The organism is Niallia oryzisoli, assembly GCF_036670025.1.
Taxonomy (GTDB): domain Bacteria; phylum Bacillota; class Bacilli; order Bacillales; family Cytobacillaceae; genus Bacillus_BD; species Bacillus_BD oryzisoli.
The window spans coordinates 6120103-6135743 of sequence record NZ_CP137640.1 but is presented as its reverse complement, the minus strand read 5'-3'; the positions used below and the strand labels follow the sequence as shown (position 1 = coordinate 6135743).

General features: G+C 39.4%; 15 protein-coding genes and 1 riboswitch. Of the genes, 8 read left to right on the top strand and 7 right to left on the bottom strand.

Annotation, left to right across the window (positions count from 1 at the left end; all coding sequences use genetic code 11):
- Nucleotides 1-40: 40 nt before the first annotated feature.
- Nucleotides 41-580 carry a helix-turn-helix domain-containing protein gene (locus tag R4Z09_RS30475; RefSeq protein ID WP_338450347.1) on the bottom strand — a complete coding sequence of 180 codons (540 nt, stop codon included), beginning with the start codon at nucleotides 578-580 and terminating at the stop codon, nucleotides 41-43.
- Between the two features lie 139 nt (nucleotides 581-719).
- On the opposite strand from R4Z09_RS30475, the gene R4Z09_RS30470 reads away from it, so the two are divergent.
- From R4Z09_RS30470 to R4Z09_RS30460, 3 genes are read left to right on the top strand one after another with little or no spacing between them, the layout of a single operon-like run.
- Nucleotides 720-1385 carry an esterase gene (locus R4Z09_RS30470; protein WP_338450346.1) on the top strand — a complete coding sequence of 222 codons (666 nt, stop codon included), beginning with the start codon at nucleotides 720-722 and terminating at the stop codon, nucleotides 1383-1385.
- Entirely contained in the window at nucleotides 1382-2164 is a 783-nt protein-coding gene (locus tag R4Z09_RS30465; RefSeq protein ID WP_338450345.1) for a class III extradiol ring-cleavage dioxygenase, read from the top strand. The genes R4Z09_RS30470 and R4Z09_RS30465 overlap by 4 nt, the downstream gene beginning before the upstream one ends.
- A 54-nt stretch (nucleotides 2165-2218) precedes the next feature.
- On the top strand, nucleotides 2219-2638 hold the full coding sequence (locus R4Z09_RS30460) for a DoxX family protein (protein WP_338450344.1): 420 nt from the start codon (nucleotides 2219-2221) through the stop codon (nucleotides 2636-2638).
- A 57-nt stretch (nucleotides 2639-2695) separates the two neighbouring features.
- Here R4Z09_RS30460 and R4Z09_RS30455 read toward each other — a convergent pair whose 3' ends face one another.
- From R4Z09_RS30455 to R4Z09_RS30435, 5 genes are all read right to left on the bottom strand, one after another.
- Complete coding sequence (locus R4Z09_RS30455; RefSeq protein ID WP_338450343.1) at nucleotides 2696-3790, bottom strand: iron-containing alcohol dehydrogenase family protein; 1095 nt, start codon at nucleotides 3788-3790, stop codon at nucleotides 2696-2698.
- 100 nt (nucleotides 3791-3890) lie between these two features.
- The gene (locus R4Z09_RS30450; RefSeq protein ID WP_338450342.1) at nucleotides 3891-4730 is read right to left on the bottom strand and encodes a MetQ/NlpA family ABC transporter substrate-binding protein; all 840 of its coding nucleotides are present in this window, start codon (nucleotides 4728-4730) and stop codon (nucleotides 3891-3893) included.
- A 21-nt stretch (nucleotides 4731-4751) separates the two neighbouring features.
- Nucleotides 4752-5423, bottom strand: a complete 672-nt coding sequence (locus R4Z09_RS30445) for a methionine ABC transporter permease (RefSeq protein ID WP_338450341.1) — start codon at nucleotides 5421-5423, stop codon at nucleotides 4752-4754.
- Nucleotides 5413-6426 (bottom strand): methionine ABC transporter ATP-binding protein, encoded by a 1014-nt coding sequence (locus R4Z09_RS30440; RefSeq protein ID WP_338450340.1) that lies wholly within the window; start codon nucleotides 6424-6426, stop codon nucleotides 5413-5415. Before R4Z09_RS30440 ends, R4Z09_RS30445 begins: the two co-directional genes overlap by 11 nt.
- A gap of 154 nt (nucleotides 6427-6580) precedes the next feature.
- Nucleotides 6581-6686, bottom strand: a riboswitch (SAM riboswitch).
- Between the two features lie 103 nt (nucleotides 6687-6789).
- On the bottom strand, nucleotides 6790-7569 hold the full coding sequence (locus R4Z09_RS30435) for a carbon-nitrogen family hydrolase (RefSeq protein ID WP_338453407.1): 780 nt from the start codon (nucleotides 7567-7569) through the stop codon (nucleotides 6790-6792).
- Between the two features lie 129 nt (nucleotides 7570-7698).
- Between R4Z09_RS30435 and R4Z09_RS30430 the strand changes: the two genes are divergently transcribed.
- From R4Z09_RS30430 to R4Z09_RS30420, 4 genes are all read left to right on the top strand, one after another.
- Nucleotides 7699-8865: a pyridoxal phosphate-dependent aminotransferase gene (locus R4Z09_RS30430; protein WP_338450339.1), complete on the top strand. Its 1167-nt coding sequence runs from the start codon at nucleotides 7699-7701 to the stop codon at nucleotides 8863-8865.
- Nucleotides 8866-9326: 461 nt separating this feature from the next.
- Nucleotides 9327-9599, top strand: coding sequence for an aminotransferase class I/II-fold pyridoxal phosphate-dependent enzyme (locus R4Z09_RS31225; RefSeq protein ID WP_422392328.1), 273 nt, complete (start codon nucleotides 9327-9329; stop codon nucleotides 9597-9599).
- A gap of 1351 nt (nucleotides 9600-10950) precedes the next feature.
- A complete protein-coding gene (locus R4Z09_RS30425; RefSeq protein ID WP_338450338.1) occupies nucleotides 10951-12153 on the top strand; it encodes a ParM/StbA family protein in 1203 nt (400 codons plus the stop codon).
- A 9-nt stretch (nucleotides 12154-12162) separates the two neighbouring features.
- Nucleotides 12163-12774 (top strand): hypothetical protein, encoded by a 612-nt coding sequence (locus tag R4Z09_RS30420; protein ID WP_338450337.1) that lies wholly within the window; start codon nucleotides 12163-12165, stop codon nucleotides 12772-12774.
- 205 nt (nucleotides 12775-12979) lie between these two features.
- On the opposite strand, the gene gdhA is transcribed toward R4Z09_RS30420, so the two are convergent.
- The gene (gene gdhA / locus R4Z09_RS30415; protein WP_422392235.1) at nucleotides 12980-14344 is read right to left on the bottom strand and encodes an NADP-specific glutamate dehydrogenase; all 1365 of its coding nucleotides are present in this window, start codon (nucleotides 14342-14344) and stop codon (nucleotides 12980-12982) included.
- Between the two features lie 327 nt (nucleotides 14345-14671).
- Between gdhA and R4Z09_RS30410 the strand changes: the two genes are divergently transcribed.
- Nucleotides 14672-15580, top strand: coding sequence for a LysR family transcriptional regulator (locus R4Z09_RS30410; RefSeq protein ID WP_338450335.1), 909 nt, complete (start codon nucleotides 14672-14674; stop codon nucleotides 15578-15580).
- Nucleotides 15581-15641: the final 61 nt, after the last annotated feature.

Genomic DNA, 15641 nt, shown 5'->3' with positions numbered 1-15641 from the left:
AAAAGCTTACCATTCAACTGGTAAGCTTTTTTCATAACGGTTAAAAAGTATCTTTTGAGTCTGTTTCAGAATAGACCGTAACTAATAATACGGCTTTTCCATCGCCGACGTTTTTAACAAAATGCGGGACACAGGCATTCCAGCTAAATGAATCGCCTTCCTCTAATATGAAAACATCCTCTCCCTGCTGGGCCTCAACTTTTCCTTCTAATACTAAATGAATTTCCTTTCCCTCGTGAGCATTTGGTGTACCCATGGAAGCACCTGCCGGAAATTCTATGATCATCATACGGAGTCCGTCCTTATATCCAATATGCTCGATCTTCAAATCATGATACACGGAATACGTTCTTTCACTTTTTTTCACTACATGCATATGTTGCTGCTTTTCTAGCAATAAATAAGGCAATGGAATTTCGAGAAAATTAGCGATCGTTTGTAGGGTATTAATGGAAGGGGAGGTATGATTGTTTTCTACATTGCTGATAAATCCCTTCGAAAGCCCGGTGCCTTCACACATCTGGGCAATGGTGATCTTTTTTCTATTTCTTACTGCACGAATCTTGGAGCCAATATCCATATAATCACCTCTAATGTTTCTTAATAGAAAACTTAATTCTATATTAACAAAATTATTGTTGACAATCTATACCGAGTATTGTTATCTTATAAACAACAAATATTCATATTTGAAAACAACAACGAAGGGATGATGGAGAATGGATGCACCACTGGTCTATGATCTTCTCAAGCCAAAAACAGTTGATCACAATAAAACTTATCCAGCTTTGTTTTTACTTCATGGCATAGGCAGCAATGAACAGAATATGTTTCCGCTAACAGCCGGGTTAGAGGAGAAGTATTTTATTTTCAGTATTCGCGGGCCGCTTTCTCATCCTCCTGGTTTTGCCTTTTTCACAATTGAAGGATACGGGAAGCCGCACCGTGAGGTATTTAAGCAGTCGTTAAGTCAGCTTACAGACTTTCTGGAATATGCTTCAAATAAGTATCCCATCGATATTAATCAATTGTATTTACTTGGATTTAGCCAAGGTGCCATTCTATCGATGTCACTAGCCTTGACTTTAGGCAGCAAAATAAAGGGGATTGTGGCATTAAGCGGTTATATTCCAAAGATTGTTTCCGAGGATTACGAGGTAAAACCGGTTGATGAGGTTGCTGCATTTATCTCACATGGTGAAATGGACCAAATTTTGCCGTATCAATGGGGAGTCGAAGCACAGGAATATTTTAAACAGCTTGGAGCAGATGTAACCTTCCGTTCCTATCAGGAACAACATACCGTTTCAATACAGAATCAACAGGATTTTATCCGATGGATACAAGATCAAATTGAAAGCAAAAAGGAGGAAAAAGAATCATGATGCCTTCACTTTTTATCGCTCATGGAGCACCACTGCTTGCGATTGAAAATAATGAGTACACACAGTTTTTAAATCAGCTGGGAAAGACATTGCCAAAGCCTAAAGCTGTTATCCTTTTTTCAGCCCATTATGAGAGTCCTGTTCAAAGGGTAAGTGATGTGGAGGAGTTTGATACAATCTATGACTTTGGCGGTTTTCCTGAGCCGTTGTACAGAATCAAGTATCCGGCACCAGGTAATTCAAACATTACCGAGGAAATAAAAGCAGCTTTTTCTAATAATGGAATCCCAGTTGAGGTGGAGACAAAGCGCGGATTGGATCATGGTGCATGGGTTGTGCTGAGAATGCTTTATCCTAATGCGGATATCCCTGTGATTTCTATGTCTGTCAATCAGCATGTAAAGCCTGAAGAACATTATCAAATCGGGAAGGCACTGTCAGCATTACGTGAACAGGACGTTCTAATCATTGGCAGCGGAGGAACTGTCCATAATTTACGAGCTGTAAAATGGGAAATGGACGGCAGGGGGATTGAGCAATGGGCAGTCGATTTTGACCAGTGGATTGAACAGCATATGAACAGCTGGGATACAGAGGCCTTGTTCAACTATGAAACGTTAGCACCAAATGCTGCGGTTGCTGTACCACCGTATGGAAAAGAGCATTTTATTCCTATTTTTTACGCAATGGGCGCAGCTGATGATGTGAAGCAGGCAAAACTTCTTCACCGAAGCTATCGGTATGGAAACCTTAGTCATAGTGTTTGGCAATTTGGATGATGGTTTAGATAAAAAATAAAAATAAAACAAAGGGAAAACAGGAGGAGAAATTAAATGAAAAATGTTGAAGTAGGAGCATTAATTTTACGAGTTGTATTGGGAATTACATTCTTTGTCCATGGTTTAGTGAAATTCCAAGGCGGCATTGAAAATACAGTTGGCTGGTTCGCAAGCATCGGTTTACCAGGAGCATTGGCATATGTTGTAGCAATTATAGAACTTGTTGGCGGACTTGCATTAATTATCGGCTTGGGAAGCAGAGTAGTCTCTGCCTTATTGGCACTTTTAATGATTGGAGCTACGTTAAAGGTGAAATTAGCAATGGGATTTTTAGGTAATGGTCAAGGAGCAGGTTACGAATTAGATTTAGCCCTACTTGCAATGGCAGTATTTATTGCTTTAAACGGCAGTAAGCTATTAGCCGTAGATCAGTTATTTGGAAAACGCCAGGAATCATTAGCTAAAAGTGCGTAATATTAATTAAAAGAAAAGCTTACCATTGGATAAAGTATCTGATGGTAAGCTTTTTTATTATCGAACTTTTGCTTGAATATAATTTTCCAATTCAATCATCGCGCGGCTGACTGTTTCCACATTCATTTCACCTGGAAGTACATGGATAGACTCTTCTGGAACAACTGTTTTTTCCGCAACCTGAAGAATCTTTTCCTTCGTAACCTGCTTAACGCCCAGGCCTTCTAAGGATAATGGAATATCTAACTTCTGATAAAACGGAAGAATCGCGTCAATTTCCGTCCATTTATTCTCTAAAACAAGCTGAACTAAAATTCCGTAAGCGACTTTTTCGCCATGAAGGGCATGGTGGGTTTCTTCTAAAACCGTCAGCCCGTTATGGACGGCATGAGCACCGGCTACCCTTCCGTAATGATCGCCAAAGCCACCGACCATCCCACCTAGCATGATGACCGTTTCCGCAACCTTAATAAAATCATCATTCAGAACCCCTGTTTTTGCTGCGTTCACAGCCCCTTCCGAATAGGAGAGTAACACGTCTTTACATTGCTTGGCAGTGTAATAGCAAATTTCCAGTGGAATGGATTTATTCGCAATTGCGGCCAGCTGCACATCCGCTTCATACCATTTCGCGAGGGTATCAGCAATCCCGGCAATGAACATATCAAGGGGCCCATGTAATAAAATACGCGGTTCCACTAGTACAAGTGACGCGCTCTCGGGGTAGATATCGAACCGAATAAAGGTGCCTGCATCATCATAAATTACACTTACAGGGGTCCATGGCGAGCAATTGGAGGAAAGGGTAGGAATTAGAACAGCAGGCTTATGTGCCACATGTCCAGCTGATTTTGCCAGGTCGAGCACCTTACCGCCGCCAACACCGACAATGCCATCAAAGGAACCTTCAGTGATAAGCTTAGCAACTGCTTCAATTTCTGTTAAAGAGTTTTCACCGTGATAGCTGTATTCAACATATTCTACGCTGGTTAGCGACGGCCAATACGGCTTGGCTGCCTCCCATGATTTTTGTCCATGAACGATAAAAACCTTATGTAAGCCGCGTTCCTGCAATTTCGCTTCTAATTGATGCAATATCCCTTCCTGCAATACATACTCACTTGGTGCTCCATGTACAGATATGGTTTCCATTGTAATTCCTCCTAATAAAAGGTGTCAGGCACCACAAATGGACAGTATCGAATACTTTGTCTTTTTGTGGTGCCTGACACCCGATAATTTATTTATCTATTTATTCTGTCATCCAGGTTGGTTTGCCGAAGCCTTTGAAATTCTCATCGATTGCTTTTTCGAATGCCTCTGATTCAACAACTGCTTTAATATCTTTCGCTAGTTGAGAGTCTTTGTTTTCTGTTTTTACAGCGATAATATTACGGTATTTATCATCCATATTCTCTAGCTGAAGGGCATCAAGAAGATTCATGCCGGCTGCTAATGCGAAGTTACCAGGAACTGCTGATAAATCTGCACTTTCAACGGCACGTGGCAGCTGGCCTGCTTCGATTGGCTGGAATTTAAGGTTTTTCTTGTTTTCTGCAATGTCTTTTTCAGAAACAGTCAGCGGGTCTGCATCTTTACTCACTGTAATTAATCCTGCGTCTTGAAGCGTGTTAAAAGCGCGTGCTGCATTAGTTGGGTCGTTTGGAATCGCAACAGTTGCGCCGTCCTTTACTTCATCTAATGATTTAAAGTTATTAGAATAAAGGCCCATTGGTGCAGTTGGAACAGAAATTAAAGCAGTTAAATCCATTTTGTTTTCTTTCGCAAAGTTTTCAAGATAGATTGTATGCTGGAACAGGTTAGCATCGATATCGCCAGTATCCAGTGCGTTATTTGGCTGGATATAATCACTGAACTCAACTAATTCTACTTTGTAGCCTTTTTCTTCTAAGGCCGGTTTGATGATGGTCGATACCATGTCACTGTAAGGGCCTGCAGTCGCACCAAATTTAATTTCCTTTGACTCTGTAGCTGCTGTATCCTTTGTTTCACTCTTTTCTTCACCGCCGCCACATGCTGCGAGGAAGGCTGCTGCTATTAATAAAATAAAGCCGATAAACCACTTTTTCATCAGTTTCTCCTTCTTTCTGTTTTATCTTTTATCGACAGCTTTGGAGATAAAGTCTCCAAGCAATTGAATAACTTGTACTAGTACGATTAAGATGACAACAGTTGCAATCATGATCGTATTATCATAGCGGTAATAACCAAAGCGAATTGCTAAATCCCCAATACCCCCGCCGCCGACTGTGCCAGCCATGGCTGAAAAGCCGATTAAACTAATTAGGGTTAGTGTAATACCGGAAATTATGCCCGACTTAGCCTCAAGCAGGAGAACATCCTTGATGATCATCCATGGAGTAGCGCCGGCTGCAATGGCTGCCTCAATGACTCCTTTATCAATTTCCCTTAAAGCTGTCTCAACAATCCGGGCAAAAAATGGAATCGCCGCAACAGATAGGGAAACACTTGCTGCAGTAGGTCCAATTGTTGTTCCGACCAATGCCTTTGTCATTGGAATTAAGGCAACCAGTAAAATAATAAAAGGGATGGAGCGGACCATATTGACAATAAATCCTAAAATATTCTGCACGGTGCGGTTTTCCCAGAACAGTTCTTTATCTGTTACATATAAAAGAACTCCAATTGGAAGACCAATAACAATGGCGATTATTAATGAAATGCCAATCATATAAATTGTCTGGAAAAAGGCTTGGTTGATATCGGGCATAAGCTCGATAAAATGGTTAAAATCAAATGCCACTCTGAATCACCTCCAGCTGTGCCGTGCGGCTTTCAATAAACCGGATCGCTTGATCCATTTCTTCCGTTGACCCGTTCAGCTCCATAATAAAGATTCCAAGCGGCGCTTCACCGATATATTCAATAGATCCGTGGAGGAAGTTTCCATTTACGTTAAATTTCTGCAAGGTATCGGAAATCACGCTTTCTCCGGCCACATCGCCTTTAAAGGTAACTTTGACAATCTTGCCTTTACACTTTTGTAAAATAGCCTCTGGAATTTCAAATGAGACCACACTTTTAATAAACTCTTTTGCTAGCTCTGTCTGCGGGTTGGAGAAAATATCATAGACAGGGCCTTCCTCGATGACTTTTCCTTTTTGCATAATTGCCACACGATGACAGATTTCCTTTACTACATTCATCTCGTGGGTGATTAAGACAATCGTGATGTTAAGTTCTCTATTAATCTTTTTCAACAGCTCGAGGATGGATCTTGTTGTGGTCGGATCTAGGGCTGATGTCGCTTCATCACATAATAAGACGGAAGGGTTATTTGCCAGTGCCCGGGCAATACCGACCCGCTGCTTTTGACCGCCGCTAAGCTGCGAAGGAAAAACATTTCTTTTATCGGCAAGGTCAACCATTTCAAGCAATTCTTCAACGCGTTTGTTTATTTCATTAGCCGGTGTTTTGGCAGCCTTTAGGGAAAAAGCGATATTTTCATAGACGGTTTTTTGACTGATCAAGTGGAAATGCTGAAAGATCATGCCGATTTTTAAACGTGCCCGGCGTAAGCTCTCACTGTTTAACCGGGTAAGGTCTGTTCCATTTACGGTAATAATGCCTGATGTCGGGCGCTCTAATAAATTGATGCAGCGGAGCAGCGAGCTTTTTCCAGCTCCTGAATAACCGACAATGCCGTAAATTTCTCCTTCATGTATTGTAAGGGAAACATCATCTACGCCTTTAACAGGACCACTTTTTGTTTGATATATTTTTGAAAGATGTTGAATTTCAATCATAGGGATACCTACTTTCATGTCAAAAGCATATTAAGCCGATTCATTTAGATGGTTTTAAAGAAAAAAAGCTATTCCTTTCGTTTCGAATGGCTGCTTTTATGTAAAAAATGCTTCTTTCAATTGAAAGAAGCATCGAAACACGGTCTATTATTTCGACTTATCTTTCAGAATGAAAGTCATTCTGGAGGAATTGGCACCTTCCCAAACTGGGGGTTGCCGGACGTCATAGGGCCTTTTCCCTCGGTCACTCTGGATAAGTTAATTTATTAAGTTATGTTTGTATAGTACTAATTCTTCAATCATCTGTCAATATATAAAATTTACTTTTTTAAGAAAAGTAATTCTATTTAAAAGAAAAGCAGTTTAGTTATATAAATCTGTTCTTCTATCCTGGAAAATAGGGATGGTACTACGGACTTTATCAACTTCCTGTAAATTTATTTCAGTATAATAAATTCCTTCTTGTGATTGGCCGCTGATAAGAAGCTCACCCCAGGGGGCAATAACCATTGAATGACCGTTAAAGTCATTTCCCGGATCCGATCCAACGCGATTAACAGCAACAATAAAACACTGGTTTTCAATCGCACGTGCCTGTAACAGCAATTGCCAATGATCAATTCGGGTGCTTGGCCATTCGGCAGGAATGAACATAATCTTTGCTCCTTTCAAGACATGGGCACGAATCCATTCAGGAAAGCGCAGGTCATAGCAGATAACACCACCGCACACAGTGCCGTCTAATTCAAATGTATTAAGCTTTTGTCCGGCATCCATATATAAGTGTTCATCCATCAGTTTAAAAAGATGGGCCTTATCGTATTCGGAAATGATCTCTCCAGTACGGTTGGCTATATACATCGTATTATAGAATTTGTTCTGCTTCTTTGTTGCAACAGAGCCGCCTACGATATTCACTTGATATTCCTTTGCCAGTCTTGCGAATAAAGCTTTTGAGCGTTCACCATTTTTATCGGCTAGTGTTTCAAGCTGTTTTAAGTCATAGCCGGTATTCCACATTTCCGGAAATACGACAACATCCACACCATTTACTTCAGCTTCTTTTATAGATTCCTCAACCTTTGTAAAGTTTGTATCTGGCTGTCCAAATTCAATATTTATTTGTACTACAGCTATCTTCATCATTCTCACCACCGCTAGACAAGTTACTTTAAAGATTATAGAATCTTAGATAAAATCGCAATCAATTTTATTTTTATAAATAATTTAAAATAAGCTTAGTGCTATTTCATATAAAAGAGGGGCTTACAAATGATTTATTCTGATCGATTAAAGAAGTTACCGGTGCAGTTCTTTTCAACGCTTGTAAATAAAGTGAATAAGGCAGTGGCTGAGGGCAGGGATATTATCAATTTGGGACAGGGGAATCCAGACCAGCCGACACCTTCTCATATTGTGAAGGCCTTGCAAACAGCTGCCGAGGATCCTCAAACACATAAATATTCTTTGTTTCGCGGGCTGCCTGAATTAAAAGAAGCTGCCTGTGAATTTTATAAAAAACAATACAGTGTTGACCTTGATCCTGAGACCGAAGTGGCTATTTTGTTTGGTACTAAGACAGGTCTTGTCGAATTGCCAATGTGTCTGTTAAATGAGGGTGAGCTGATGCTTTTGCCTGATCCAGGATATCCCGATTATTTATCAGGGGTTGTGCTGGGCAATGTAAAGTATGACACCTTTCCACTGCTGGCGGAGAATCAGTTTTTACCGGATTATTCTATGCTCACGAAAGAGCAAAAAGAAGCAGCGCGCCTAATGTACTTAAATTATCCAAACAATCCGACCGGGGCTGCGGCAGATATTGCATTTTTTGAAGACACTGTTCAGTTTGCTAAAGAAAACGATATTGTTGTTTTACATGATTTTGCATATGGCGCGATTGGCTTTGACGGAAAAAAACCAGTCAGTTTTCTGGAAGCTGAAGGTGCAAAGGATGTCGGAATCGAAATGTATACGTTGTCGAAGACCTATAATATGGCAGGCTGGCGTGTCGGGTTTGCCGTTGGAAATGCCGAAATTATCGAGGCCATTAATTTGATTCAGGATCATTTGTATTGCAGCCTGTTCCCTGCTGTTCAGAAGGCCGCTGTTGCTGCATTGACTGGGGATCAGAAATGTGTTGAAGAGTTGGTAGAGCGTTATGAAAAGCGAAGAGATGCATTCGTTACTGCATGTCAGGAAATTGGCTGGGATGTTAAACCTTCAGCCGGCTCCTTCTTTGTTTGGCTGCCTATTCCAGAAGGTTTTACAAGCGAGGAGTTTGCTGACCTATTATTAGAAAAGGCTGATGTAGCGGTTGCTGCTGGTAATGGCTTTGGTAAGCATGGCGAAGGCTATATCCGGGTCGGGTTACTGCTTGATGAGAATCGTTTAGAAGAGGCAGTTAGCAGGATTGAGAAGTTAAATCTTTTTAAATAATTGAGTTGATTATGTTTGTTTTTGTGATTATAAACAATGGCAAGAGACCTGTTACTTTTCTTGAGAAAATGTAGCAGGTCTCTATTTTTAGTTGTATGTAGCATTTTGCTTAGCAATTACAATTAATTACAATGTTCATTTGTTTCCGTTAGAGGGGGAATCAGAAAAGTTCTACTCTAAATTAGTATCCCAAAATCAATGTATACAATTTTGTTTATAAGTTTATAAAAATGCATACAATTGTTTACGATATTTGTATGCGTGTATATAATAATGTTTACATGTTTACAAATACGTACGCATCCTTATAAAACAATATGTATGCAAATTTGTATTAAATGTTTTCAAATATCGTATACATGTTTTCAAGTATTGTAAACGTGTATACGATATTTATAGATTGTTACTAATCAACATTTTTCAACGCATATTGATTAGGTGAATAAAGCAGTAGCGGGTAAATAATATTATTAAATTGGGACAGGGGTTTCCTGATCACCCTCCCCACTCATATCATGAGGACTTTGCAAATAGCTGCCAAGGATCCACAAATACATAAATATTCACTACTTCGTGGACTTCCTAAGTTAAAAGAAGATTTATGTGAATTGTATTTAAAACAGTATTGTGTTGATCTGGATCCTGAAAAAGAGGTTGCTATTCTATCCGGAATGAAGACAGGTCTGCCGAAATGCCAATGTAATTGTTTAATAGGGAACTTAAGTAGCAAGTGATCCTGGATATCCAAATTATTTATTAAGTGTTGTTCTAGGGAATGTCTAGTATGAGACCTTTCCATTAAAGGCGAAAATTACTCGAGAAAAATGATTTCTTGCCGGACTATTTTATATTCACTAGTGCGCAATAAAGAAACTGCCCGCTTAATGTAATTAAATAATCTAAACAGCCCTTTCGGAGAGTTGCTGCAGGATGTGCATTTTTTGAAGAAACGATCCGGTTTGCAAATGAAAATGATAGAAGCATTTTGCATGATTTTGAATATGGTGAGATCGGATTTGACTGGAAAAAGCCGATTATTTTCCTTGAGTAGAATGTGAGAAGGAGGTCGGAATTGAGAGGTACACCTTATCAAAAACTATAATATGGTATGCTGGCTTGTCAGTTTTGCAGTAGGAAACCCTGTATTCATTAAAGCGATTGATTTGAGTTATGGTCATTTTAATGCAGTTTATTTCCTGACGTTCGGATGCAGTTAACGGGGGACCACCGATGTGTAGATGATCTTGTATTCTGATATGAAGAACGAAGGGAAGCATTTGTAACCGCCTGTCAAATAATTGGATGGAATGTGTAAAGTTCATCAAGCCCCTTCTTTGTTGTGAATTCCTGTCCGGAAGGTTTTAAGAGTGAAATGTATGCTGATTTATTATTAAAGCAGGTAGATGTAGATAGTGGCGGCCGAATAGCTTCGGTAAACATGGCGAAGACTATTATATCCGTGTCGAGCTATTGTTTGATAAGGAGCGTTTTAGTTAGAGAGGAAGTTAGCAGGATTGAAAGGTTCAATCTTTTTAAATAACTGAGTTAGATTAGGATTGATTTTATAGGCTGTAAAAATTTGTATGGAGCTTGGTGCTATGAATAAAAAATGTAGCAGGTTTCTATTTAAAGAGTTTTTTGTAGTTTATCTAAATATTTACATAGAACGACATTATTCATTTGGTTCTGCTAGAGGGAGAATCAGGAAAGTTCTAGTAAAATTTAGTATCCAAAAATTAAAATATACAATTTTGTTTACATGTTTATAAATAAGTATGCAAGTATACGTGATGTATGCAATTGTTTTCGATTTTTGTATGCATGTTTATAAAAATGTTTACATGTATGCAAATGCGTATAAATAGCTATGAATCAATATGTACACAAATATGCTTTAGTTGTTTGCAAGTATCGTAAACTTGTATACTCGTAAACGGTGCTTGTTTACTTATTACACTTTTGTTACTTTTTACTTTCGAATATTGAAAAACCTACCAATCTTGTGTAATCTAAAAGAACACAACTAGGAGCAATTAATAGATTTATTTGCATCCTATTATTGGAAAAAGGAAAGGAAGTATGTTGATGTCAAATTCAAGAATTGCCGCTGTTGACGTAGGTAATGATTCTATTAAAGCTATTTTTGGAGAAGTAGAATATGAACTAAATATACCTAATATTATTGCTAGAGATATCGAAGACCGCCCAGTTATCGGGATTGAAGAATTGGATAGTAAAAATCCACTAGATGGAATCCATGTAAGAGTCCACTCCCCTGCCCTAAAAGAAAATAATGTTATTTATCGTGTTGGGAACTTGGCGACAAAGAGCAACAATACTACAGAGCTTGATCCAGGAAGCAGCAAATCTGAAGAAGACCAAACATTAGTTATGCTTTTTACGACATTAGCAATGGATGCAGTAAGAGCTGAAAATGCACAAATCTTCCGCAAAAATGGCAATATCATCGATGCATTTTATACATTAGGAACAGGCCTCCCTCTTCGTGAAGTAAAAGAAGGAAAAGATGCAGGCTATCGTTCACGATTATTAGGAAATGTACACCAGGTTGAATTTTTAGTGACACCGAAATACCAAGGAATCAAGGTTAATCTAAAGTTTGATGAAGTAAAGGTGTATCCTGAAGGGTTTGCAGCTTATATTAACCTTGTAATGGATAATAATTTAAATATTATTAATAAGGATTTAATCGATAAGCGTATTATCATTCAGGATATCGGTGGACTTTCAACAGATATCGCTGTTATTAAAAACCGTAATGTAGATGACGATAAAGCGCAGGGCTTTAACTTAGGTGTTTCTGAATCATTAGAGCAGATTCGTGAAGAAATTAGGAAGAAGCACGGCGTTGAACTGGACAGCCGCAGAGATGTCGTTGAAATTTTAACGAAAAAACATGATCGTAACCATATTATGGTAAAGGGAAGCCGGACAAGCGTTCATGATATTACAGACCGAATTCTGCTTGATTTGGCGAAAAAGCAATACCGTTTATTGCGAAATACATGGCAGAAGAATTCCCAAACCGAAATCTGCTATTTTGTAGGCGGTGGCTCCAATGTACTTAAGGATTATCTTAAAACCCTAAATAACAGCCTAGACGGCTATAATATTGATTTCTTTGAAGATGAGAAGGAAAGCATTTGGATGATGGCTAATGCTTATTACAAGCTCATTACTGATTTTAATCGTAAGCAGAATAAGGCAAATGTAAAACCAGTTGAGGTAAAAACAGGAGATGTGAAAAAACCTGCAAATGTAAAATAAGGTGATTAAATGAAAAGGACTTCGGCAAATGAGATTACGAGGGGACAAACGATATCCTTTCGAATCCCTTCTGACACTCCAGACCATATATTAAAGCAATTGACGCGATTAAAGGAAATAGAGCGCAGGAATTTTTCGAGTAAAATTGCTGACTTCGTTATTCAAGGGGTTAACAGCTCTTCCTTACGAGACAGAGAAATGGTTACGATTCCGCTTCCGAAAAGCTTAACAAAAGCACAGAGAGACTGGCTGAAGCATGAGCATTCGGAGGCACTATTAGGCAGTATTATTTATCAGCTTATTTCAGACCCAATTCGTGCTTCATCCTTGCTGGCGTCTTTTAACAGCAGTAGTTTAGATATTGACGAGGCATTATACCTTCAGGAAGAAGCTATGCCAGCCAATGTTTCAGCTGCAAAAGAGGATCCGTACAGTAGTGATTTAGGGCTGGAAGAAGATGCTGCAGATGACCCGTTATTGGACTTTGATGATGACTTGGACAGCTTTGATTGGGATAGTGCGAAACAAGGGGAAGCGGAGGAAACAGAAGCGGAAGATGATGCCGAGGAAATGGACGTTGATGACCTGCTTGGCGGTTTCCTTTCGAGGATGAATAGTTAAACAAAGTCGGGAGGTGCTATCGGCCCCTCCCCTTTTTTACATCTTATCTCTGTGAGGCCCGCCTCGGAGCGGGCCTCAGGGAAAAGGACAGTCCCTTCAGCGCATTAATGCGCTGGGGGACTGTCCCCCATTCCGGTAAAGCGAAAGAGCCCAACATCACTTTTATAAGCGATGTTGGGCTCTTTGTTTATTGTTTAAGCTGTTATTAGATGATACCTTGAGAGATCATAGCATCTGCAACTTTTAGGAATCCAGCGATGTTGGATCCAACTACTAGGTTGCCTGCGTGACCGTATTCTTCAGAAGCGTTCTTGCTGTTACGGTAGATGTTTACCATGATTTCGTGTAATTTCGCATCAACTTCTTCGAAAGTCCAAGAAATTCTTGCGCTGTTTTGTGCCATTTCTAAAGCAGAAACTGCTACACCGCCGGCATTAGCTGCTTTTGCAGGTCCGAAAAGAACTCCGTTTGAAAGGAATACTTCGATTGCTTCTAATGTAGAAGGCATGTTTGCACCTTCACCGATTGCTTTAACACCATTTGTAACAAGAATTTTTGCAGAAGTTTCATCAATTTCGTTTTGTGTTGCACATGGAAGTGCGATATCACATGGAATTAACCAGATATTTTCGCAGCCTTCGAAGTAATCTGCTTCTGGATGCTCATTAACGTACTCGCTGATACGTTTTCTTTCTACTTCTTTTAGACGCTTAACAGTATCAAGGTTAATACCGTTTTTGTCATATACATAACCGTTAGAATCAGAACATGCAACAACCTTAGCACCTAACTGCATTGCTTTTTCCATAGCGTAGATAGAAACGTTACCTGAACCGGAAACAACAACTGTCTTATCTTTGAAATCAAGACCGTTATCTTTTAACATTTCTTGTACGAAGTAAACAGCACCGTAGCCTGTTGCTTCTGTACGTGCTAAGCTACCGCCGAAGCCGACTGGTTTACCAGTTAATACGCCTGCATGGAATGCGTTTCGAAGTCTCTTGTATTGTCCGAACATATAACCGATTTCTCTGCCGCCAACACCGATATCTCCTGCAGGAACGTCAGTATCAGGTCCAATATGCTTCGCAAGCTCAGTCATAAAGCTTTGGCAGAAACGCATAATTTCAGCATCAGATTTGCCTTTAGGATCGAAGTCAGAGCCGCCTTTACCGCCGCCGATTGGCTGACCAGTTAAAGAGTTTTTGAAGATTTGTTCGAAACCTAAGAATTTAATGATACTTGCATTTACAGAAGGGTGGAAACGTAATCCGCCTTTGTATGGTCCGATTGCGCTGTTGAATTCAATTCGGAAACCGCGGTTAACTTGTACCTTGCCTTGGTCATCTACCCATGGAACTCGAAAGATAATTTGTCTTTCAGGCTCAACAATGCGCTCTAATACGCCCTGCTCCATATAGTGTGGGTGTTTATCGAAAACAGGAGCAAGTGAATCTAAAATTTCCTTCACTGCTTGGTGGAATTCGCTCTCATTTGGATTGCGTTTTTTAACCGTTTCAAATACTTGCTGAACATATTGAGTTCCTGTAGTCTCTGTTACTGAATTCACAATGATCATCCTTTCAAATATCCTGCTATTGAATATTATTTATTATTATATAAAGCTTTATTAATAAAGTTATCAAGTACAATATTATTTTATAATTAATAAGTAATCTAAACAATATATAATATAGATGATACCAATGCCTAAATGAGATAGTATCTAATAAAAGTGCAAAAACGACAATAACTCATGCTATAATTAGATGTAATTCAATCATTTTTGACAAAAAAAAGAAGAGTATAATGTCGAAATAGGATATTATCTAAAATGTATATTAAATAACAGGAAATGATATCTATATAGCATTAGTTGTAGAAGGAGTGGTGGGGTTTGGAGCTTAGACAAATTCAATATTTTATTGAAGTGGCAAAAAGAGAGCATGTAACAGAAGCGGCAGTCCATATGCATGTAGCCCAATCAGCTGTTAGCAGGCAAATTTTCAATTTGGAATCGGAATTGGGTGTTGATTTATTTATTCGTGAAGGAAGAAACGTAAAATTGACACCGATTGGGAGAATCTTCCTTGAACATATGGAAGAGGCGGTCACGATACTTGAAAACGCGCAGCGTGAAATTGCCGAATATTTAGACCCTGGGCAAGGGACGATTCGAGTCGGTTTTCCGAGCAGTTTGGCCACCCATACGATGCCAACGGCTATCTCCGCCTTCCGTGAGCGCTATCCAAATGTCAAATTCCAGCTGAAACAAGGTGCATATTACCATTTAATTGATCTAGTGGCAAAAGGTGAAATTGATATGGCGCTGCTTGGTCCTGTGCCAATGGAGGAAAAAAAGGTAAAGGGAAGTATTTTCTTTACCGAGGACCTTGTAGCCTTATTGCCAAAGGATCACCCTCTTGCAGGCGAAGCCTCATTAAAATTAAGCCAGCTGAGGGATGATTCATTTATATTGTTTCCCCAAGGCTTTATTTTACGTGAAATCCTTGTGGATGCATGTACAAAGCTTGGTTTTCAGCCGAATGTATCGTTTGAAGGTGAGGATATTGATGCGATTAAGGGACTTGTTGCAGCAGGTCTGGGTGTGACGTTAATACCAGAAGTAACAATTATCGACAGCCCTCCGCGTTCGACTGTCATTATTCCTGTGACAGAGCCGAGGGTAACCCGGAGCGTTGGCGTAATTATTCCAAGACATCGGCAGCTGCTCCCTACACAAAATCTTTTCTACCTATTTTTAATGGACTTTTTCTCACGTCATGATCAGTACAAAAATGGATAAAATATGAAATGAGTGTTCATTAAAATTAATTGAACCAATTGAAAAAATGAGGGTGTCTCGG